Here is a 24,711-nt window from a genome sequence, read left to right as displayed (position 1 = left end):
CGGGCAACCTCGCGACCTCCGGCTACGGCCCGAGCACCATCGCCGGCCTCGGCTCCCGCCTCGACTCGGCGGAAGGGCGGATCGGCGGCGTCGAGTCCCGCGTCGGCGCGCTGGAATCGCGCACGAACGCCCTGTCACAATGCCTGCAGGACACCTCCGTCTCGGCGGCGGGGGCGCTCCGTGTCCAGGCCACCTCGAACGCATCGATCACGGCGCAGGTCGCGGCGATCTCGGCGGCGATCCAGGGCGGCGGCGCGGCGGCCGTCAGCGTCGCCGGCGCGGGCGCCGGCGTGTCGAACACCATCGCGATCGCGACCCAGGCCTATATCGTCGGCGTCGGCAACGGCATCCAGGCCGCGAGCGTGGCAGTCAAGGCGCTGGATTCCTCGACGATCAAGAGCCTGACGGCGGCAGCGGGCCTCGCGGTGGCGGGCGGCGGCGCGGCCGGAGTCTCGGTCGCCGTGGCGCTCTCGTTCGCCTACAACACCATCGGCAACACCATCGCGGCCTCCATCACCAACGCCAACAACGGCGTGACGGCGACGGCCGGCGACGTCCTGGTCTCGGCCGCCAACGCCGCCACGATCCTGGCCTCCTCGGCGGCGGCCTCGCTGACGATCGGCGGCGGCGGCGGAGCGGGCGTCGCGGTGAGCGGCGGCGGCGCCATCGCCGTCAACACCATCACGACGAACACCAACGCCCTCATCGACGCGAGCCGCGTCGCCAGCACGCTCTACGACGTCGACGTCACCGCTTCGAGCACCTCGACCATCACCGCGTTCGTCGACGCGGCGGCGGGCGCCCTCGCGGGCGGCGCGGGCGGCGTCGCGGTCGCGATCGGCCTCGCCGGCGCCCAGAACGTCATCGGCACCTGGACGATCCCGACCGATTCGCACGGCCAGCAGACCGGCGACCCGGTCAAGGGGTCCGGCGCGCAGGTCCAGGCCGCCATCACCGGGACGACCGTCGATGCCGGCGGCACCGTCGATGTCGAGGCGACCTCGAACCAGACGATCTCTGCCCATACGGCGGCGGGCTCCGCGGTCGTGGCCGGCGGCCTCGTCGGCGTCGGCGTCGGCGGAGCCGGCACGTTCACCGGCAACGTCATCGCGGTCGCGACGAAGGCCCTCGTCGGCGCCGCCACCGTGACGGCGGGCGCCGTCACGGTGGCGGCGAGCGACAGCTCGACCATCGACGCCAATACCGAGACGGCCGCGCTCGCCGGCTCCGGCGGCGCCGTCGGCGTCTCGGTCGCGGTCGGCTCGGCCTACGCGCTGAACACGATCCAGAACGAGGTCGTCGCCGCGATCACCGGCGGCACGGTCGCCACCGCGACGAAATCCGAGCAGGATCTCCTGTCGGGCTACGAGCGCTACTGGGCCTACCGCAACCAGCAACCGAACCCGGCCGCCTACAATCCGACCTTCCAGGTCGCGATCTCGAGCGCCGAGCAGGCGAGGCTCAGCCCGGACCTCCGCGTCAAGGCCCAGCTCGCCCATCCGGGCGCGTCGAGCGGCGACCTCGACGGCTACGTGGCTCAGGCGCTCACCGACCTCGCGACCCAGCGCACCGCCGACTACCGCACGCTCGACGCGACCTACGGCCGGTACGGCAACAGCTACCGCGCGACCCTCTCGGGCGGGGCGATCCAGGGCGACGTGACGGTTCGGGCCGTCGAGACCGCGCAGATCCGCGCCGTGGCGGCTTCGGCGGCCGTCTCGGTGTCGGGCGGCGGCGTCGGCGTCGCCGTGTCGGGCGGCGGGGCGGGCGCGACGAACATCATCGGCGGAACGACGCAGGCGACCATCAACGGTGCGACCATCACGGCCTCGCCGACGCTCGCCACCGCCGACGTCGCCGTGTCCGCATCGAACACGTCGGTGATCAGCGCCGAGGTCACGGCGCTCGCCGGCTCGGTGGCGATCGGCGGCATCGCGGTCGGCGCGAGCCTCGGGGCCGCGGCGGCGACGAACTCGATCGGCTACACCCCGTCGGGCGCGACGCGCACCGGCGTCCAGGTGGAGGCCTCCGTGGTCAATGCCACGGTGACAGCCGGTGGCGCCCTCTCGGCAACCGCGATGTCCTCGCAGACGATCAACGCCAAGGTCGGCGCCGGCGCGGTGGCGTTGGGCGGCGGTGGCGTCGGGCTCCAGGCCTCGGGTGCCGCCGCGATCTCGATCAACAAGGTCGCGACCGACGTCCACGCCTTCGTCAGCGGCGGCAGCGCCACGGTCGGCAGCGTCGCGGTCCTGGCGCGGGACACCTCGACGCTCAGCGTCGATACCGGTGCGGCCTCGCTCGCGGCGATGGCGGGCATCAGCGCGAACGCCGTCGCGCTCGGCGTCGCGACGGCGACGAACGTCATCGGGAACGATGTCCGGGCCTCCATCTCCGGCGTCTCGCGGCTGACGGTGGCGGGGTCCGTCTCGGTCACGGCCAACGAGGTCGCGAACCTGAGTTCGAAGGCGGCGGCGGCCTCCGCCGCAGCGGCGCTCGGCGGCATCGGCGTGGCCATCGCCGGCGGCGGTGCGGGCACGAACAACGTCGTCCAGAGCACCACCGGCGCGGCCATCACGGGCAGCACGATCGTGGCGGGCGGCAACGTCTCGGTGACGGCCGCCGACACCTCGACGGCCTCGTCCGAGGTGGCGACCGTCTCGCTCGCGGCCGGCGTCATCGCCCTCGCGGCCGGCGGCGCAGTCTCGCTCGTGACCCTGACCCCCGAGGCGACGGCCTCCATCGACGGAAATTCCGACCTCACCGCCGCGTCCGTCAGCGTCCTGGCGACCGCGCAGCCGAAAGCCACCTCTACGGCCTACGGGCTCAACGCCGGAACGGTGGCGGTCGGCGCCTCGGCCGCCACCGCGAAGGTCGCGGCGAAAGTCGTCGCCACCGTCGGCAATGCGAAGATCACCGGCGGCTCGCTCAGCGTGATCGCCAACCTCGGACAGCAGAACGGGTCGGATACCGCCGCCGCCAACGCCGTCGGCGCCGTCGGCGGCCTGATCGGCCTGACCTCGACCGTCACGGTCGCCGAGAACAAGAGCACGATCGACAGCACGGTCGGGACGGGCGCGCGGATCGCCCTCACCGGTGCACTCGTCGTGGCGGCGCTTGGCGCCACGCGCCAAAGCTCCAACGCATCGAGCGCGAGCCTGGGCCTGATCGCGGCCGGCGCCACCTACGCGACCTCGACATCCGACGTCGACGCGCACGCCACCATTACGACGACGAACTCGATCACCGCCGGCAGCCTCAGCCTCACGGCCGACAACAATGAGACCAACGCCGTCATCACGACGGCCGGCAGCGGCGGACTCGTGTCGGGGGCCGCGGCGGTCAGCACGAACACCGTGCAGGGCTCGACGCTCGCCGACCTCGGTTCCTTCGTGCGGGTCGACCTCAGGGGAAGCGGCAGCGGCGCCTTCAGCGCGCTCGCGCGCCACGCCGCGACGATCCAGACGCAGGTGATCACCGCGGCCTACGGGGCGCTCGCCGGAACCGGCGCGTTCGTCGCGAACGCTGTGACTTCACCGGTCACCGTCGAGATCGGCAGGGCTGCCAACATCCAGGCTCGGAGTATCTCGGCCACCGCCTCGAACGCTCTGACAAAAGCCGACCTGTCCGACCCCGACCTGTCGGGTTCGACCGGCGGCATCGCGAGCGCCGCCGGCGCCAGCAGCGCGCTGACGATCGACTTCCGCACCGCCGTCAAGGTCGATGCGAACGCAGTGCTCAACGTCGTCGGCGCGGCGGGGACGCTGAGCCTCGCAGCCCAGAACGCCGCGGATATCTACGACGCCACCAAGCTCCAGACCGGCGGCGCGATCTCGGGGGCCGGCGCCTCGGCGAGCGTCACGGCCAACCATTTCGACGCCAGCATCCTCGTCGGCGCCGGCGCCCAGCTCAGCAGCACCGGCGCGATGACGCTCGCTGCAAACGGCCACGCCAACGTCAAGGTGCAGGTGGAAGCCGATACCTACGGCGCCGCGACGGTTGCGGTGGCGGGCTCGACCATCACCTTCAATCCGATCAACCTCGTCGATGTCGGCGCGAGCGCGAAGCTGCACGCGGGCGGTGACCTCGGCCTGTTCGCCGGCACCAACAAGTACCTCTACGACGACCGCTACGTCTTCGAGACCTACACCGACAACTTCGCCGGCAGCGCGATCCCGTTGAGCAGCCTCACGGCGGAGGCGAACGTCGCGCAGACGAACACGGTCTGGGTGCACGTCAACGCCAAGTTGGAGAGCGCCGGCGACGCCGACCTCTACACGAACCGCCTCGGCATCTCGACGACGATCGCCCAGGCCAAGGCGACCAACTGGACGACCGCGGTTGCGGGCGCGATCAATGACGCGCTCGGCGGCGGCCAGCAGCACGTCACCGGCTCGGGCAGCTCCACCTCGCACGGCGTCGTGCGGGTCGATGGCGAGGTCCATACCGGCATCAGCCGAAACGTGTCGATCAACATCGACGCCATCGACGTCGCCAACAAGAAGGGCCTCTACCGAGACACTGACGGCGCGACCGTCGTGACGGGCAGCGTCACAATCAACGGGACGACCAGCGCCTTCACCATCCGTGCCGCCTCCGGCCAAGCGTCCGGCACCACGACGCTCGACGGCGGACTCGTGCTGACGCTCGACTTCGAGCCCATCTCGAGCGGCCTGTTCGACGCGCTGGCGAACGCCTCGGCCCAGTACCTGAAATACAGCAAGTTCGTCACGCAGAACGGCCAGCAGGTCCAGGAAGACCCGGAGCTCGCCACGTTCTGGAAGGGGCAGATCGACCAGATCACGGCCGAGCTGCTCGCCTCGAACCTCGCCGAGGCGCTGCCGTCTGCCGGCGGCGGGACGAAACTCGTCGCCAAAAACGTCTCGGTGCCGACCGTGACGATCCAGGCCTTCTCGGCCGCTGCCGGCCGGATCGACGTGCGCGCCGACGAGTTCGTGGGTGCCGCGAGCGCCAAGCTCGACGCACCGGGCGAGACCGCCGTCACGATCCTCAACCAGTCGCCCGCAGCGCTCAAGATCGGCGGCATCACGATCCCGGAGAGCAACGGCGGCGTCTACCTCAACGGCGACGTGGTCTCGAACGACGCGGTGGCGGCCATCAACGCCCGGGTCAACGCGCTCAACGTCGCCAACAGCGCGAACGACAAGACCACCAGCGGCCTTCTGGCCGCCTTCGGCGCCGTGACGCAGTCGGCCGGCGGCAATGCGGGCGTGAGCACCATCTCGATCCGCAGCACTCAGGGCCCGACATCGTTCACGGCGACGGATTCCACGGGTACCGTCACCAACGTCAAGTTGCCGACGCCGAGCATCTCCATCACCGGCGAGATCGATGCGATCAACGCCAACCTCGTCGTCACCAACGACAAGGCAGGCGGCGACATCAACTACTTCGCCGACATCCACACCAAGACCAACACCACGAGCGCGGGCGGCTCGGTGACGATCAAGGACGTCTCGGTCTACAACGTCGCCGGCGAGCCCTACGCCCAGATCAAGGCGATCCTGCCCAGCAGCGGCATGAGCGGCATCGATACCTCGACGCAGGCGCAGATCGACCTGATCTCGGTCAAGCTCAGCGCCGGCTCCTCGGTCACCAACACGCTCGGTATCGATCCGAGCCAAGTCGCCGCCGCGACGGCGCAGGTGCCGTCGGGGGTCAACCTCTACGGCAGCCGGATCTCGATCGACGCGAACTACGTCAACGTGAACGGCAAGATCCAGAGCGGCCGGCCCGACTACGCCGTCACCATCGGCGCCGACACGGCCGCGGAGATCCTCCGCATCCGGCAGAGCGGCCAGAGCGGCCTCGTCTCGCTGGCGACGGCCTCGGGCGGCAACGGCTTCGACATCCAGTACGACACCGCCAACAACCGCATCGTCGTGAACGAATTGCGGGTGACGGGCGGCTACGTCTCGATCACCGGCGTGATCCTCAACACGGCGCCGTCCGCCGGCAGCATCGAGGCGCTCGGCGGCTACGCCAACGTCACGATCAACAACACCACGGATTACGACCTCGTCCTGAACCGCCTTGACACGACCCAGCGCGGCAACGGCACCGTCATCCTGACGGACAAGGGCTACGCCTCGAGCGGCATCGTCGCCAAGCAGTCGATCTACACCGAGACCGTCAACGCGCAGGGCAAAGCCGTCTACTCGGTGATCGTCAAGACCCTCGACGCCCAGGGCCACGTCGTCTCGACGCTGCCCGCGCCGGCGGCGGCGCAGACCAACAGCTACGCTCCGCAGCAGGGCTACCGCTACCAGTTCACGGTCGGACAGGGGACCAAGGAGGTCTCCAGCGTCACCAAGTCGACCTCGGACTGGCTCGGCATCGACGCCTTCGCGGCCGACCCTGCGAATATCACCGGCTACCAGGTCGAGAGCGTCGGCGACGTCCGGCTGCTCCCGGAGGGCACGTACTACACGCTCAACACGGCGCTCGAGAGCGTGCTCTACAACCACGTCTCGCCGAACGCGAACTTCGAGACCGCAACCCCGGTCTATGACAAGTCCGAAGTCAGCACGGAAACGACGTGGTACGGGAAGTCGACCTATTCTCAGACGTTCTTCAAGACGACGTTCAACGAATATCTCTCGAAGCACAGCATCAAGGCCGACGAGCCGATCCGCATCAGCTTCACGGGGCATGATTCGAGCACGATCGCAATCAACGCCACCGGCGCGGGCAAAGTCCTGATCCAGGATGCGATCGCCAACACCAGCGGTACGACCTCGATCACCGCGAACAACACCATCGAGCAGTTCGGCGGGAACGGCGCCGTCGGCGGCAACACAGTCGTGCTGGTCGGCGGCGGCGGCATCGGCAGCCGCGACACGGCGCTCGCCGTGAATGTCGGCGCGGGCGGCCTCACCGCGATCACGAAGAGCGGCAGCATCAACCTCACGAGCTCGCAGAGCATCGCCGTCGACGACGTCATCGCCGGCGACCTCCGCGCACTCACGCCGCTCCAGCTCGCCACCGCCTCCCTCTCCGACCTCGCCACGGTCGCGGGCGCCTATGACGTGACGCTCACGGCGCGGACCGGCATCACGGTCGCGGCGGGCGGCGACGGCCTGATCTCAGGCGGTGCCGTCACCCTGAAGACGACCTCGTTGGGCGATGTCGGCAACGCCGCGGGCGTCCTGAAGCTCGCCGTGAACACGACGCAGCGCGACCTCCTCACGATCAGCGCGAAGGGCGCCGTCGCCGTCGAGCAGCTCGGCTACAAGGCCTCGGCCGGCGCGACGCTGACGGCGCGCGACCTGCGGGTGAACACCATCACCGGGAGCGGCGACGTGTCGGTGACCGTCGACAAGGGCAGCCTGCTCAACGTCGTCACCGACGTGACGCGCGACCAGCGCACCGTCGACCAGCTCCTCGGCGGCGTCTGGAAGGACCTCGCCCTCACCGGGGCCGACGCCCTGGCGAAGGTCACCGCGACGCTGAACGCCTACGAGAGCGTGCACGAGCAGGAGTACCGCACCTACTGGAACTTTCGGAACCAGCAGACGAACCCGGCCGTCTACGACGCCAACTTCGTCGTGCCGCTCTCCGCAACCGAGACCGCCTACTACACGGACTTCTACGGCAAGGAATACGACGGACAGACCACGCATACCGGCACCCGCGACGCCTACATCGCCGGCGCGCTCGGGACGATCCAGGTTTCGCGTACGACGCAGTACCGGACGCTGAACCAGACTTACGGTCAGTACGGCGACGTCGGCTATCCCGACCTGAAATCCGCCTACGACACCTACTGGGCGGAGAAGAGCGCGCTGGTCGGCGGCACCGTGACGGTCTCGACGACCGAGACGGCGGCGATCCGCACCGCGGGCGCCGCGATGACGCTCTCGGGCAGCGCCCTCGACGCCTACGTCGCCGGCAAGATCGCCGGCATCGAGACGACGCGCACGGCCGACTTCGCCCGGCTCTCGACCGCCTACGCCGCCTTCACGGGGGTCTCGGCGGCCGACTTCGCCGCCGGCTACGCGGACTACTGGAACATCCGCATCCAGCAGGCGGACCCGACCGTCTACGACGCCACCTTCGTGCCGACGCTGTCCGCGACCGAGCGCGCGGCCTATGCCGACCGGTTCCGGAACGACAGCACGGGCGTCACCAAGACCGGCGCGGACCGCGACGCCTACGTCGCCGCCCAGCTCGCCCAGGTGGTCACCGACCGCACGACGACCTACCGCACGCTCAACGCCACCTACGGCGGGTTCGGGAACGCCTACAAGGACGCGGTCGTCACCGACTACACCACGTATCTCGGCTACACGGGGATCTATCCCGCCCTCACGGCGACCTATTCGGCCTTCTCCGCCGCCTATCCGGGCACCTCGGCGGCGACCTTCGCGAGCGAGTACGCGAGCTACTGGACCATCCGGGCCAAGCAGCCGGACCCGACCGTCTACGACGCCACCTTCCAGAACACGGCCGCCTATCACGCGCTCAACGCCAAGTACGGCCGTTTCGGCGACGCCTACGACGCCGCAATCGCGCCCGATTACGGCACGTATCTCGGTTACAACGCCCATGTTGGCACGACACCCTTCATGGTGAAGCTCGTCGGCGCCGAGGGGGTGGCGTTCAGCGCGCAGTTCCGGCAGCAGGGCACCGGCACCAACCTCTCCGGCGCGGTGCTCGATGCCTACGTCACCGCGACGGTCGCCGCGCTGCAGGCGTCGCGGACGCTCGAATATGGCAGTCTCGCGGCGTTCTTCCATCAGTTCACGCAGGTGGACGACAGCGCCAAACAGACGAACCCCTATTTCTTCATCGATGCGACGACGAACGCGGCGCTGACCGGCGGCATCAAGATCTGGGACGTCAACGAACTGCTGTTCGGCGTCGGCACCGGCCTCCTCAAGACCGTGACCGACACGCAGATCGATTCCCAGGCCCCGAACGTCACCGGCGCGAACGTCACGCTCGTCGCCAACGGCGGCGGCATCGGCCAAGTCAACGGCGTCACCACGGTCGACCTCTCGGCGAAGCCCGTCACCTTGTCGCTCGACGCCCGGATCGCGCTCGCCGCGGCCGAGCGCAGCGACGTGGTCTACCTCGCCCACGCCCCCGTCTCGCAAACCGTGACATTCGGCAACAGCGGCAACCAGGGCACGATCACCCTCGTCAACGGCACCTGGGACCCGGCCGTCTTCCACCCCGGCGACGCGCTCTATATCGGCGCGCAGTCGCGGCTGAACGGCTTCGACGGGACCACGGTCTACAAGATCGCCGGCGTCAGCGGATCGGTCATCACGCTGTCCGCGAACCAGACCCTGAAGGGCGAGTTCGCGGCGGGCGTCGATTTCGCGCCGATGGTGCTCAACCCCTCCGCGCCGACGTCGAGCGCGACGGTGACCTTCGCCAACGCCAACGGCCGGGGCACGCTGACCCGCGACAGCGGCGACTGGACCGACGACGGCTTCATGGTCGGCATGAAGATCGCGGTCGGCGCGGTGTTCGGCTCCACGACCGCGAACGCCACCGGCGAGACCGGCTACCTCACGATCACCGCGATCGACGCCACCGGCCACGTCCTCACCGTCTCCAGGACGGTGACGGCGGAGACGGGCAAGCTCGTCACGGTCGCGCAGTCGAAATACGACGCCACGAATCCCGGGAACCTGATCCAACAGGTGCTGATCCAGCAACGCAAGGCGTTCTACCTCGATGCGAGCGGAACCCTGAACGTGGCGGCCGGGGGACAGATCTTCATCGGCACCGCGAAGGACGTCACCTCCGACATCACACTGGGAACGGTCACCTCGACGACGAACGGCGAGATCCGGATCAAGACCAAGACGAACATCCTGAACGGTCTGTCCGCCAACGCCACCAACATCACCGGCGGCGACCTCGTGCTCGAAGCGGCGACGGGCACCGTCGGCACCGCCGATAAGGCCATCGGCATCGTCCTGTCGGGCACCAATGCGCTGACGGCGCGGGCCGCCGTGAGCGTCCACGTCACCGAACGCGCGGGCGACCTCTACCTCGCTTCGGCGTTCGCGGACGGCCGCTACGACGCGGCGACGAAACACGGCGTCTACCTCACCGCCGACCAGGGCTCGATCCTGGAGGCCGTCTCCAACGACTGGACCAAGATCGACGCGAACCACATCGAGCTGCGCGCCGACAGGGGCGGCATCGGCCTCAACACGACCTTCGGGGCGATCGACATCAAAGAGGGCGGCGGCACCATCACCGCGGCCGCCCGCGACACCGTGGTCCTGAACGAGACCGAGCTGAGCATGAACGTGCGCAGCGTGGTGTCATCCGCCGGCGACGTCGTCCTGACCTCCTCCCTCGCGATCCTCGACGGCGTCGACGTCAGCGACCCCTATCACCCCTTCGCCGCGGGCGTGACCGACGTGGCGAGCACGGGTCCCGAGGACTCGCAGCCGAAGGCCAACGTCATCGGGCGCAACATCACGCTCACCGCCGGCAGCTCCATCGGCGCGGACGGCAACAACCTCGACATCGACAGCTCGTACAACAACGTGCGGGGCGTGCTGAAGGCGCGGAGCGGGGTGACCGCCTCGGACAATCTCCACATCATGGAGACGTCGGGCGACCTGTGGCTCGACTCGGTCGGCTCGGGCAACCTCGGCACCGCCTTCCTCACGGTGCCGGGCGGCAGCATCTACAATGGCCGCACCGACCTGAATTCGAACCTGACCTCGGGCAAGGCCTACCTCTTCGCCAACGACAGCATCGGGCAGAACGCCGACACCGCCACGACCACCGGGCGCATCGTCGCCAGCATGCAGAGCGGCTCCCTCGCCAACGGCTACGGCGGGCTCGAAGGCGTGTCGCAGAACGGCTCCGTGTGGCTCTGGAACAAGGGCGGCCTCCAGATCGGCGGCGTCACGGCCGCGAGCAACCCGGGCATCACCTCGCACGGCCCGGTCAACATTCGCACCTCCAGCCCGCTCGTGATCTCCCAGGACATCATCGCCGAGACCGGCGACATCACGCAGACCGCGGGCGAGACCGGCAGCATGGGCGACGACCTCACGGTCGGCGTCTCCGGACGCACCGTCACGGTTTGGGCGAAGACCGGCTCGGTCACCCTGAACGCCGGCGACAACCTGTCGATCCTGTCGAATGCCGTCGTCACGGCCCAGAACACCATCACGCTCCGCGGCGACTACAACGCCACCGGCCCCGACCCGGACGCGGCCGGCAGCGTCATGACCATCGCCGGAACGCTGACGGCGTCCGCGATCGCGATCTCGGGCGGTGCCGACAACGACACCATCATCCTCGACGGCACCCTGACGAGCCTCACCGGGACGGGCGCCGTCACGGTCGATGCCGGAGCGGGCCTGGACTCCGTCGAGACCCGAGGCACCATCAAGGCCAAGAGCCTCGCCGTCACCGGCGGCAGCGGCGACAAGACCGTGACCCTGGGCGGCCGCATCGCGCTCTCCGGCGCGCTCGCCGTCACGACCGCGGGCGGCAACGACACCATCACCGCGCCCTCGACGGACGTCTCCGTCGGCTCCCTGGCGATCGACGCGGGCGACGGCGCCAACGCCGTGACGCTGGCCGGCACCTACACCGCCGCCACCACGATCGCGGTCAGGACCGGGTCCGGTGCCGACACGGTCGCCCTCACCGGCCGCTTCACGACCAATCCGGACGATGCCAGCCCGGACGCCGTCTCCGGTCTCGACGTCGCGACCGGCGGCGGCAACGACACCGTCACGATCCATCCGCTCGCGCTCGCCGCGAACACCACGATCGAGACCGGCGCCGGCGACGACACCGTCGTGGTCGACCGGCTCGGCGACCTGGTGAGCACGCACGCGAAGAACACCCGCACCGACAAACGCGACACGCTGAGCATCGACGGCGGCGCCGGCAGCGACACGGTCACGGTGTGGCTGAACGGGTCGTCTGACTACGTCGTGAACGTCCGCGACAGCGGCGCGCCGGGTGATGGCATCGACAACCTAACCCTTCAAGGCACCGCGGCGGCGGACACCTTCCTGCTGCGCAGGAGCTTCGTCGCGCTGGTGCACCCGGAAGCGGATGCGAGCTACACGAACACCAAGATCGAGCGCGTGAACTACGACGGCTCGATCAATGGCCGACTCGACGTCGAGGGCAACGACGGCGACGACCGTTTCTACCTCGACGACAACGCGGTCCTGACCACCATCGACGGCGGCGCTGGCAACGACTTCTTCCAGGTGGGCCAAGTCTTCGCGACGCCGCGCGACGCCGCCCACGGCCTCGGCGAGGACGCCTTCGACACGACGCTTCTATCCTTCGGCGCCTACCTGTCGAAGGGCATCTCGCTCCCGACGGTGATCTATGGCGGCATCGGCGACGACACCTTCCAGATCTATTCGAACCAAGCGGACCTGCGCCTCGAAGGCGAGGACGGCAACGACGCGTTCATCGTCCGGGCCTTCGCAGTCGCGGACGGCGCCAAGATCAAGCTCAACGCCGGCGCCGGCGACGACAAGATCGAGTACAACGTCAACGCTCCGCTCGACATCGACGGCGGCTCCGGCTTCAACAAGGTCGTGGCGCTCGGGACCGAGTTCGCCGACACCTTCGTGATCACCCGCGACGGCGTCTACGGCGCCGGCCTGTCGATCCGCTTCGCCAACATCCAGGCGGTCGAGGTCGACGGCCTCGAGGGCGACGACACCTTCTACGTGCAATCTACCGCGCCCGGCGTCGTCACGACGCTGATCGGGGGGCTCGGCAGCGACACCTTCAACGTGGCCGGCGACGTCTCGGGTGAGGTCATCGCGCGGGACGCCAAGGGCAATTCGGCGGTGATCAACCACACCGCGTCGAGTCTCGACAAGCGCTACGACGGCCTGTTCGTCCAAGGCATCAACGCCTCGGTTTCCGCGGGCGGCGGCGGCTCGGTCAGCGACGGCACGACCCTGACGCTGCGCGAGGACAGCGCGATCACGACGGTGAACGCCGTCGGAAGCAGCGTCGGCAGTTACACGGTCTCCCCGCCCCTCGACCCGAGCCTACGATCCACGGACACGGCGGTCGTGACGGTCTCGGCGGCGCAGTCCTCGGCGCAGATGCGCGCCCTCGCGGGCGATGCCGGCACGGTCGAGGTCTCGACCGATCAAGTGAACTGGTTGGCCGCCGTCACCCTCAGCTTCGCCACCACCTTCGATTCCGGCGCGAACCGCTACGTCTGGACGGCACCCAAGACGGTCTATGTCCGCGCCAAGTCCGACAACGCGAAGGAGGGCGACCAGAAGGTCGCGGTCAGCCAGTCGGTGCTCAGCAGCAACGCGGCCGTCAACGGCACCTACCTGCGCAACACCATCGTCACCGTCATCGACGACGACAAGGCCGGCATCGTCATCGTCGAGAGCCAGGGCAGCACCTCGGTGATCGAGGGCAACCAGCCGCAGGACCGCGACAGCTACACCGTCGTCCTCAACAACCGGCCGAATCCCGGCGAGGTCGTCACCGTCACGCTGGACACCAGCGCCGATCCGAACCGGACCCAGGTCAAGCTCCTAAACGCCGCTGGCCAGCCCTTGCCGGTCGATGCAAACGGCAACGCCTACCTCACCTTCACCACCGCCAACTGGAGCCAGGCGCAGACCGTCGTGGTCTCCTCGCCCGCCGACGCGACGCTCGAGAACCGCTTCGCCGCCGCGATCACCCACAAGGTCACGAGCTCGCAGGGCACCCTCGGGTTCTACGGCGCGGTCGTCGAGACACCCGTCGTCAACGCGCTCGTCGCCGACGGCAACACCGCCGGCGTGGTCGTGACCGCACCGGAGGGTGGCGTCGCCGTCACCGACAGCCAGTCCTCGTCCTACGACATGGTGCTGACGACGCAGCCGACCGCGGTCGTCAAGATCTCGCTCGCCAACGACGGCAAGACGATCACGTCGAGCACTGACCCGCGCTTCACGGCGGCGACCGGCACGAACCCGGCCTTCGTCACCTTCACGGCGGCCGACTACGACCAGCCGGTTCACATTGTCGTCTCAAAGAACTCGTCCGCGTCGCAGGTGACCTCCGACGTTAAGACGTTTTCGCGCCAACCCCACGACGTGAGCAGCATTCAGGGCCCGCTAATCCTCGAGGGCGACGTTGGGCCGGAGAACCGCGGCCTGCAGCAGGCGATCGTCTTGCCGGGCGAGAGCAACCCGACGGTCGTCCGCCAGATCGCGAGCAGCGGTCTGCCCGACCTCGACAAGCTCATCGTCCATGACGACTCGACCACGGCCGGCACGATCGGCCAACTGACCGGGGACCATATCGGCGGGCTCGGCATGTCGGCGACGGACGTCGTCGTGGCCGCAAGCGGCACCACGCCAAGCCGGACCTTCCGCGGCGGTATCACCTACGGCGACATGTCCGTCGTCGAAGTGCTACTTGGCTCAGGCAACGACCGCTTCACCGTCGCCGGGACGGGCACGAACGCGCGAAGCGGCCAGGCGACCCTGACCGTGATCCACGGCGGCGGAGGCGGCGACACCCTGACGGTGACCGCGGCCACCGGACCTGTCGCCCTGTTCGGCGACACCACGGCCGACAACAGCCGCTACGACTCGACGCCCGAGAACCCGACCGGCCGCGCCTACGCGTTCCAGAAGGAAGGGACCGTCGGCGTCGACGGTAAGCCCGTGAGCCTCGACGACACGATCGACGCGTCCGGCGCCACCGGCATCGTCCTGATCGACGGCGGGGCCGGCAACGACATCCTCACCGGTGGCCAGGGCCGCAACTACATCGCGGGCGGCTCGGGCAACGACCTCATCGTCGGCGGCCCCGCGGCGGACGTGATCCTCGGCGACTCCGCCTTCAACCTGAACGTCGTCACCCGCGTCCTCACCATCGACGACACCGGCAAGGCCGGCGCCGACACGATCGACGCGGGCGCCGGCGCCAACGTGGTCTTCGGCGACCACGGCCAGGTCTACCAGGACGGCCTCGCCACGCCGCAGATCTTCCTCGAAGGCACGCACGCGGTCACCCGCACCGTGTCCACCAACACGGGCGAAGGCGGCAACGACAGCATCACCGCCACCACGGGCGACAACGTCATCGTCGGCGGTGCCGGTGCGGACAGCATCATCGTGGGCGCGGGCGACCACGTGATCTTCGGCGACTCCGGGGACGCGACCTTCGCCAACGGCCTGCTCGTGAGCGTCACCAGCGTCAGCGGCGCCATCGGCGGCGACGATCACATCGAGGCGCAGAACGGCAACTCGACTATCATCGGCGGCGCGGGCTCGGACTACATCTCGGTGGGCAAGGGCGCGCAGGTCATCCTGGGCGACACCGGCGAGGCGACTTTCGGCGTGCTCGCCGGCCGCCGCGTGCTCTCGACGATCAAGACCAAGGACGGCGAGGCCGCGATCGGCGGCAACGACACCATCATCGCCAAGGACGGCAGCTCGACCATCATCGGCGGCGCGGGGTCCGACCAGATCACCGTCGGCACCGGCACGCAGGTAGTGCTCGGTGACAGCGGGTCGGCGACCTTCGCGAACGGCGTGATCGCCACCGTGGCCTCGATCGCCACCGGCATCGGCGGCGCGGATACGATCCAGGCCGACGACGGCGACGCCACCATCATCGGCGGCGCCAACAAGGACTCGATCAAGGTCGGCACGGGCACCCACGTCATCCTGGGCGACAGCGGCACCGCCCTGTTCGTTGCCGGCGTGCTCGTCAGCATCGCGTCGATCGACCCCTCGATCGGCGACGACGACACCATCACCGCCAAGGACGGCAATACCACCATCCTGGGCGGCGCCGGCTCCGACTCGATCACCCTCGGCACCGGCCGCCAAGTCGTGCTCGGCGACAGCGGCTCGGCGACCTTCGTGAACGGCCTCATCGCCACCGTGACCTCGGTCGCCACCGACATCGGCGGCAACGACAGCATCACGGCCCAGGACGGCGACGCCACCATCATCGGCGGCGCGGGCTCCGACACGATCACGGTCGGCACGGGCAACCACGTCATCCTGGGCGACAGCGGCTCGGCCGTGTTCCAGGCCGGCCTCCTGTCGAGCATCACCTCGATCGATCCCTCCGTCGGCGACGGCGACGTCATCACGGCCAAGGATGGCAACTCGACCATCATCGGCGGCGCCGGCGGCGACCAGATCACCGTGGGCACCGGCACGCAGGTCGTGCTCGGCGACAGCGGCTCGGCGACCTACGCCAATGGGCTGATCGCCACCGTCACCTCGATCGCCACGGACGTCGGCGGCCGCGACACGATCAAGGCCTCCGACGGCGACGTCACTATCATCGGCGGCGCGGATGCCGACACGATCAGCGCCGGCAAGGGCAACCATGTCATCCTCGGCGACAGCGGCAAGGCGACCTTCGCCCGCGGCCTCGCCCAGCACGTGGAATCCATCGACTACGACATCGGCGGCGGCGACACGATCACCGCCTCGGACGGCAACGACGTCATCATCGGCGGCGCCGGCAAGGATGTGATCACCACCGGCGCGGGCGACCACGTCATCCTTGGCGACAGTGGCCAGGCCGACTTCGTCGTGACCACAACCGGCAAGGCGATCGCCGTCCGCTCGCGGGTCGAGAGCCTCGCGCCGTCGATCGGCGACGCCGACACCATCACGTTCGGCACCGGCAGCAACGTCGTCCTCGGCGGCGCCGGCGGCGACACCATCACCGGCGCCGACAAGGGCGCCGTGATCCTCGGCGACAACGGCCTCGTCACCTTCGAGGCCAACGGCACCATCCTGCGCGCCGTGACCGAGTCGCCGGAGATCGGCGGCAACGACAAGATCTCCGCGGGCATCGGCAACAACGTCGTCATCGGCGGCGCCGGCAGCGATGAGATCACCCTCGGCGACGGCAACAACGTCGTGCTCGGCGACGGCGGCCAGGCGGACTTCGTCGGCGGCAACGTTGGGGCGATCACCACCATCGCCCCGGAGGTCGGCGACGCCGACAAGATCGGCCTCGGCAACGGCCGCAACGTCGTGATCGGCGGCGCGGGCGCCGACACGATCAAGGCCGGCGACGGCGCCGACGTGATCCTCGGCGACGACGGCCAGGCCACCCTCACGGCGGGCGGCTTGCCGATCCTGGTCGAGACCACCTACGACAACGTCGGCGGCGATGACCACATCACCGTCGGCAACGGCGGAAGCGTGATCCTGGGCGGCACCGGCGCCGACACGATTCAGGCCGGCAACGGCCGCAGCGTGGTGCTGGGCGACAACGGTCGGGTGCAGTTCGACGCTCTCGGCCGCGTCCAGACCGCGGGGACCACCGCGCCGACCTCCGGCGGCAACGACAGCGTCACCCTCGGCGATGGCGGAAGCGTCGTCATCGGCGGCGTCGGCTCGGATACCGTGACCACCGGCTCGGGCGCCGACGTCGTCATCGGCGACAACGGCTTCGTGCGCTTCCAGGGCGGCATCCTCGTCGAGGCGCGCAGCCTGGAATCCGTCTTCGGCGCAGCGGACACGATCGACGCGGGCGACGGCCTCAACGTCGTGATCGGCGGCGTCGGCGGCGACACCATCGCCACCGGCAAGGATGCCGACGTGATCCTCGGCGACGAGGGCGTGGCGCTCTTCGCCGACGGCTTCCTGGTACATGCCGAGACCGGCGACGCCAGCATTGCGGGCAACGACCTGATCACCGCCGGCGACGGCGACAACGTGGTCCTCGGCGGCTCGGGCTCCGACACGATCACCACCGGCGTCGGCGCCGACGTGGTGTTCGGCGACAACGGTTCTGTCGATTTCATCGACCGGGTCATCGCGGAGGCGACCAGCAGCCGCGACGGCGGCGCCATGGACCGCATCACGACGGGCGCGGGCGCCGACATCGTGATCGGCGGCCTGAGTGGCGACGTAATCGACGCGGGCAAGGGTGACACCGACGCCGACCTCGTCATCGGCGACGACGGCCACCTGCTCTTCGACGCTCTCGGCCGCGTGACCCGTGCCGAGAGCCTCGATCCGACCTTTGGCGGCGACGACCAGATCGACGTCGGCGGCGGCGACAACGTGGTGATCGCCGGCATCGGCAACGACACGGTGACCGCGGGCGCGGGCAACGACGTGGTGATCGGCGACAACGGCATCGCGACCTTCGTCAACGGCATCCGCTCGCAGTTCGCCAGCACCGACCCAACCCTGGGCTCCGACGACCTGATCGACGCCGGCGCGGGCGACAACCTCGTCAGCGGCGGCGCGGGCTCCGACACGATCACCACCGGCGCGGGCGCCGACATCGTGCTCGGCGACAACGGCACGGTGAGCTACGTGGCCGGCATCATCGCCGAGGTCGTCAGCGACCGGAACGGCGGCGCGGCCGACCGCATCGCCACCGGCGCCGGCGCCGACATCGTGATCGGCGGCCTGGGCGGCGACGTGATCAACGCGGGCAAGCTCGACACGGATGCGGACCTCGTCATCGGCGACGACGGCCGTCTGACCTTCGACGCCCTCGGCCGCGTGACCCGCGCCGAGAGCTTTGACCCGACCTTCGGCGGCGACGACGCCATCGACGTCGGCGGCGGCGACAACCTCGTCATCGGCGGCTTCGGCAACGACACCATCACCGCGGGCGCGGGCAACGACGTCGTCATCGGCGACAACGGGTTCGCGACCTTCACCAACGGCGTGCGGGTGCAGTTCGCCAGCACCGACCCGAGCGCGGGCGGCAACGACACGATCAAGGCGGGCGACGGCGACAACATCGTCATCGGCGGCGTGGGCGACGACAGCATCGCCACCGGCCTCGGCAGCGACGTCCTCCTCGGCGACGACGGCGCGGTGAGCTTCACCGGCGGCGTGCTCGCCCTCGTGACCAGCCTCGACCCGATGGTCGGCGGCACCGACACGATCACGGCGGGCGACGGCGACAAGGTCGTCATCGCTGGCGGCGGCAACGACACCGTCACCCTCAGCACCGGCCGCGACCTCGTCCTGGGCGACAACGGCTACGCCAAGTTCGTGCGCGGCGTGCGCTCCGAGGTGAGCAGCACCGATTCGACCTACGGCGGCCAGGACGTCATCACGGCGGGCAACGGCGATAACGTCGTCATCGCGGGCGTCGACCGGGACGCCGTCACCACCGGCTCGGGCTCCGACATCGTCCTCGGCGACGACGGCATCGTCACCTTCGAGGACGGCGTGATCGCGACCCTCGTCACCCTCGACCCGCGGGTCGGCGGCAACGACACGATCAAGGCGGGCGACGGCGACAACGTCGTGGTCGGCGGCTACGGCCGCGACCAGATCACCACCGGCCTCGGCAACGACGTGATCCTGGGCGACTCGGGCGAGCTGACCTTCGCCGGCGGTCGCATCCTGCAGGCCACCTCCACCGATCCGACCTTCGGCGACGACGACACGATCGCGGCCGGTGACGGCGCCAACGTGATCATCGGCGGCGCGGGCCGCGACACGATCACCGCCGGCGCTGGCGCCGACATCGCCCTCGGCGACAACGGTGCGGTCACCTTCCGCGCCGACGGGACGCGCGCCCTGGTGCGCACCACGGACGTCGAGACCGGCGATGCCGACAGCCTGAACCTCGGCGGCGGCGACAACCTCGCCCTCGGCGGGACCGGTGCCGACACCATCACCACCGGCTCCGGCGCGGACGTGATCCTCGGCGACTTCGGCTCCGTTACCTACGACACCGCCGGCCTGCTGAGCCTCGTCCTCTCCACCGACACGGGTCTCGGCGGCGCCGACACGATCATGGCGGGCGACGGGGTCGACACGATCCTCGGCGGCTTCGGCTCCGACACGATCGGCACCGGCGACGGGCGCGCGCTCGTCCTCGGCGACAGCGGCCGCATCGAGTACGCCGCGGGCGTCGTCACCCTGGCGCGCAGCCTTGACGCCGCCATCGGCGACGCGGACGCGGTCACCCTCGGCAACGGCAGCAAGGTCGTGATCGGCGGCGCCGGCTCCGACACGATCCGCGCCCTCGATGGCGACGGGCTCGTCATCGGCGATGCCGGCTTCGTGCGCTTCGTGGCGGGCCGTCCGTCCTTCGCGGCGACGAGCGACGAGACCGTCTCCGGCGACGACTCCGTCACCCTCGGCCGCGGCAACGCGGTGGTGCTCGGCGGGTCAGGCTCCGACACGCTCACCGTCGGCGACGGCCGCTCGGTTGTTCTCGGCGACAACGGCACCGTGGCCTTCGACGACAAGGCCCGGGCCCAGGAGATCACCTCCACGGTGTTCGACGTCGGCGCCGGCGACATGATCTCGGCCGGCGACGGCGGAAGCGTCGTCCTCGGCGGCGCCGGCGCCGACCGGATCACCACGGGCTCCGGCTCCGACGTGATCCTGGGCGATTCCGGCGCGGTGACGCTCAACGCCTACGTCCCGGTGCTGGTGCGCAGCCTCGCGGCCGCGATCGGTGGCGCCGACACGATTCAGGCCGGCGACGGCGACAATCTCGTGATCGGCGGCGCGGATGCGGACAAGATCACCTCGGGCTCCGGCCGCGACGTGGTCCTGGGCGACGTCGGCCAGGTCTCCTTCGACGCGGCCGGCCGCCCGGTGCAGGTCCTCTCGACGGACACCAACATCGGCGGCAACGACACGATCGATGCGGGCAACGGCGACAACATCGTGCTGGGCGGCTTCGGCGCGGACACGATCACCACGGGCACGGGCTCGGACGTGATCCTCGGCGACAGCGGCCGGATCGCCCTGTCGAACGGCCTGCTGGCCGCCGTGACCACGATCGACGCCGCCATCGGCGCCGGCGACCAGATCCGGGCCGGCGACGGGGACAACCTCGTCTTCGGCGGCGCGGGCAACGATGCCATCCTCACCGGCTCGGGCGCTGACGTGATCCTCGGCGATGCGGGCGCGGCCGTCCTCTCCGCCGGCCAGCTCGTCGGCGTCGCCACCATCGACCCGACGATCGGCGGCGACGACACCATCACGGCCGGCGACGGCGACAACGTCGTCCTCGGCGGCGTCGGAGCCGACACCATCGCCACCGGCAGCGGTGCCGACTTCATTTTCGGCGACAACGGCGCTGCGGACTTCGTCGCCGTTGGCGGGCTGCGGACCCTGCGCCGGCTCCAGTCCACCGACCCGCTGGCCGGCGGTGCCGACCGCATCGACGCGGGCGCGGGCAACGACTTCGTCGCCGGCGGCACCGGGGACGACGACATCGTCGGCGGCGACGGCCACGACGTCCTGTTCGGCGACCACGCGCTCTACGACGTGGCGCTCCCGGTCAACCAGCGCGGCGTGGCGATCTTCGCGGCGGCCACCGACGGCGGCGGCAACGACGAGATCTACGGCGGCGCCGGCGACGACTTCATCTTCGGCGAGCAGGGCAACGATCGCCTGTTCGGCGAGGACGGCGACGACGACATCGTCGGCGGCAGCAACGTGACCGGCGCGGCCGATGGCGACGACGTCATCTCCGGTGGCAACGGCGCCGACGTGATCCTCGGCGACAACGGCCTGATCACCCGCCACGTCCTCGTCGACGACGTGAAGGCGATCGTCTGGGAGATGAACCCGGCGCCCTTCGGCGATACGGTCCTGCGCGAGGTGATGCCGTTCGACCTGATCGACGGCGTGGCCGGCAACGACGTGATCGCGGGCGATGCCGGCGACGACCGCCTGTTCGGCCAGAGCGGCGACGACCGCATCTCCGGCGGCGACGGCGCGGACGAGATCGTGGGCGGCCTGGGCCGCGACACGATCGACGGCGGCGCCGGCGCGGACATGATCCTCGGCGATGTCGGGCGCATCGTGCGCGCCTACCGCGCCGACGGATTGGCGCTGCTCAACAGCGACGGCACCTGGCACCGCGACGTGGTGCTCGAGGAGGTCGGCACCGTGACCTCCGTTACCGCCACCGACTCGCGCGGCAGCGTCGACCAGACCATCGCGACCACCATCAACGCGCTGGGCAAGTCCGACCTGCTCCTCGTCACCGGTGCGCGGGACGCCTCGGGCGCGAAGATCCTGACCGCGGGCGGCGCGGACGCGACCTCCGTGCTCGCGGTCTCCCTCGCCGCGGCCTACGACGACGTCATCGACGGCGGCGACGGCAACGACGTGATCTTCGGCCAGCGCGGGGACGACACCCTGCGCGGCGGGGCGGGCGACGACCTCGTCTTCGGCGACCGCGCCTCGAACACGGCCGGATTCGTCTCCGACGAGCCGACCATCGTGAACGCGGTCCGCCTGATCGGCGCCCCGGCGCAGGCCGGCCTAGACCTGCCCCTCGGCGGCGCCGTGGTGGTGCCCGCCGCCAACCTCCTGCCGGAGGTGATGAACGCCAACGCCCCGCGCATCGAGGTCTACCCGAACCTGATGGGCAGCGTCGCCGACATGGCCGGAGCCGGGCCGATCAAGCGCACGGACGGTGCGGCGCTCACCGTCTACGCCTCGGTCGTTCCGACCCTCTTCGGCGGGCACGGCGTGCTGCCGGGCAACGACACCATCGACGGCGGCGATGGCAACGACACGATCTACGGCGACGACAGCCAGACCTTCGCCCTGGACGTGACCCGCTACGCCGCCCTCAACGGCCGGATCGACGCGGTGACGCTCTCGATGCAGGCGGCGCTGGTCATGCTCGACAGCCTGACCTCGGGCCTCGACATGATCGACAACGCCACCGGCCATCCCTCGGCCGACACCCTGCGCTTCGGCAACGACACGATCACCGGCGGCGCCGGCAACGACACCATCGTCGGCGACGCCGGCCGCACGATCGTGCGCGGTGGCGGCCCCCTCGACGACCTGTCGCTCGCCACGGCCACCGCCCTCGCGCAGTTCCTCGGCGACATGCGCACCGCGATCAGCGACCTCACGGCCTCCGTGAGCCGCGCCCGCGAGTACGTGGTGGCGTCGATGGAGCCGGTGTCGGGCCGGACCAACACCTTCCAGGTGACCGGCACGCCCGACATGTTCAAGGCGCGCCACCACTTGGTGCTCGGCAACGACGTGATCGATGCCGGCGACGGCGACGACCTGGTCGTGGGCGACAACCTCTTCGTCGTCCAGGCCGGCGTCGCCCGCACCGACGCCACCCTCGACGGGGGCGGCAACGCCCAGGCCGTCGAGGTCAACCGCGTGCTGGCCGGGATCAGCGCCGACCAAGACGCCAGGCTCGCGGCGCACCTCCTGGCGGATCACCCCGTCGACGCGATCGCGAAGACGGCCTCCGACATCCTGTTCGGCAACGGCCAGGGCTTCTCCCTCAGCATCGGCAACGACCGCATCCAGGGCGGTCGCGGCAACGACGTGCTGATCGGCGACGTCGCGATGATCCACCTGCCCGTCGCCGGCACCAACGACGGCACGGCCACCACCGCCGAGTCCCTCGTCGCCGACCGGGTCCAGGTCATCGCCCGCCTGTTCTCCGGAACGACGAGCCCGTTCACCTGGAACGGCTCGAACCGCGGCACCGGCGTCCTGCTCAGCGCGGCCACCAGCGGCTGGGGACCGGACGGCCGGTACTTCGCCCGCGACCCGGGTCAGGTGCTGATCAACCACGACGTGATCGACGGCGGCGAGGGCACCAACCGCATCTTCGCCTCGACGGTGATGTTAGTGCCGGCACTTGACGTGGCCGGACAGATGATTGGCCCGAACGCGCTCTATGCGCTCGCCCCCGGCGAGGTCGGCCAGCCGTTCGGCGGCATCGCCCTTGGGCAGTTCCGCTCCAGCGTCGGCATCCTCACCGGTGCCGGCTCCCCGAGCTACGTACTGAACTTCGCCAACGGCTTGGCGGTGTACGGCAAGTACACCACCGCCATGCTGGCGCAGTACAACGCCACCTACTGGAACACGCCGGCCCCGGGCACGGCCTACGGCCTCTACCCGTACGGTAGCTTCCACTTCGGGACGCAGACCGGCGCCGGCGGGCTCTTCCCCTGGGGCTACAACTACCCCTTCGCGAACAACCCGCATCCGGGGAAGAGGGCGATGCTGGCCTGGTTTAATGCCATCCAAGCGACAACCCCCTGGCAGGGCGGCGCGGCGTGGGACGGACAGATCGTGTATCCGTTCCTCAACAATCCGCATCCCGGCAAGAAGGCAGTTCTCGCTTGGTACTACGGCCTTCTGGCCACAATGCCGTGGCTGGCCCAGCAGGTCGGCGCGATGATGTCAGGCACGACCCCGTCCTACGTCTCCGGACAGGACGAGATCGCCAACGGTAGCGGCTACAAGTTCCTAACCGCGCGGAAGGGGGTCGCCTACTGGACCTTCGACGCGGGCGTCACGCTGCCCGACGCCGGTGCGCCGGAGACGAGCCTCCGCGCGACCCAAGCTGCTGGCGGGACGCCGATCCAGGCCGTGTCCCACGCTCCGCAGAAGGCCGCCGACATCATCAGGGCGATCCAGGACACCAGCATCGTGCTCAAGGTCTCGTCCGACCGGCTGACGGCGAAAACCCCATCCTACAAGACATACCTGTTCGACGAGGCCAGCCAGAGCATCGTCGAGGCCGGCAAGGAAGACTCAATATTCTTCATGTAGGCGGGGACGCTACCCACTCCCCGCACGACCAACATCGCGAGGATCGTAGTCGTATCCTCGTCCGTATTCTTTGCAGACGTTTGCGTTAATGGACGGAAGTTGGAGCGTGCAGGCAGAAGAGACAGGTGCGCTTGAAGCCGGCAATCCCGAGCAGCCGCGTTCCGGTTCTTGGCTAGGCTACCGACGGCTA

The 24,711-nt window shown here is 69.8% G+C and carries 2 protein-coding genes; one reads left to right on the top strand and one right to left on the bottom strand.

The genetic code is table 11. From position 1 onward, the window contains the following. Positions 1–22 precede the first annotated feature (22 nt). A complete protein-coding gene (locus MKK55_RS19130; protein WP_243937166.1) occupies positions 23–304 on the bottom strand; it encodes a hypothetical protein in 282 nt (93 codons plus the stop codon). Here MKK55_RS19130 and MKK55_RS19125 point away from each other — a divergent pair. Then, positions 291–24,521, top strand: coding sequence for a hypothetical protein (locus MKK55_RS19125; RefSeq protein WP_243937163.1), 24,231 nt, complete (start codon positions 291–293; stop codon positions 24,519–24,521). The genes MKK55_RS19130 and MKK55_RS19125 overlap by 14 nt on opposite strands. The last annotated feature ends 190 nt before the right edge of the window (positions 24,522–24,711 follow it).

The sequence above is a fragment of the Methylobacterium sp. J-059 genome (assembly GCF_022829485.1).
Taxonomy (GTDB): Bacteria; Pseudomonadota; Alphaproteobacteria; order Rhizobiales; family Beijerinckiaceae; genus Methylobacterium.
Note: the sequence above shows the minus strand (reverse complement) of the source record. Positions and strands in the feature narration are given on the sequence as shown.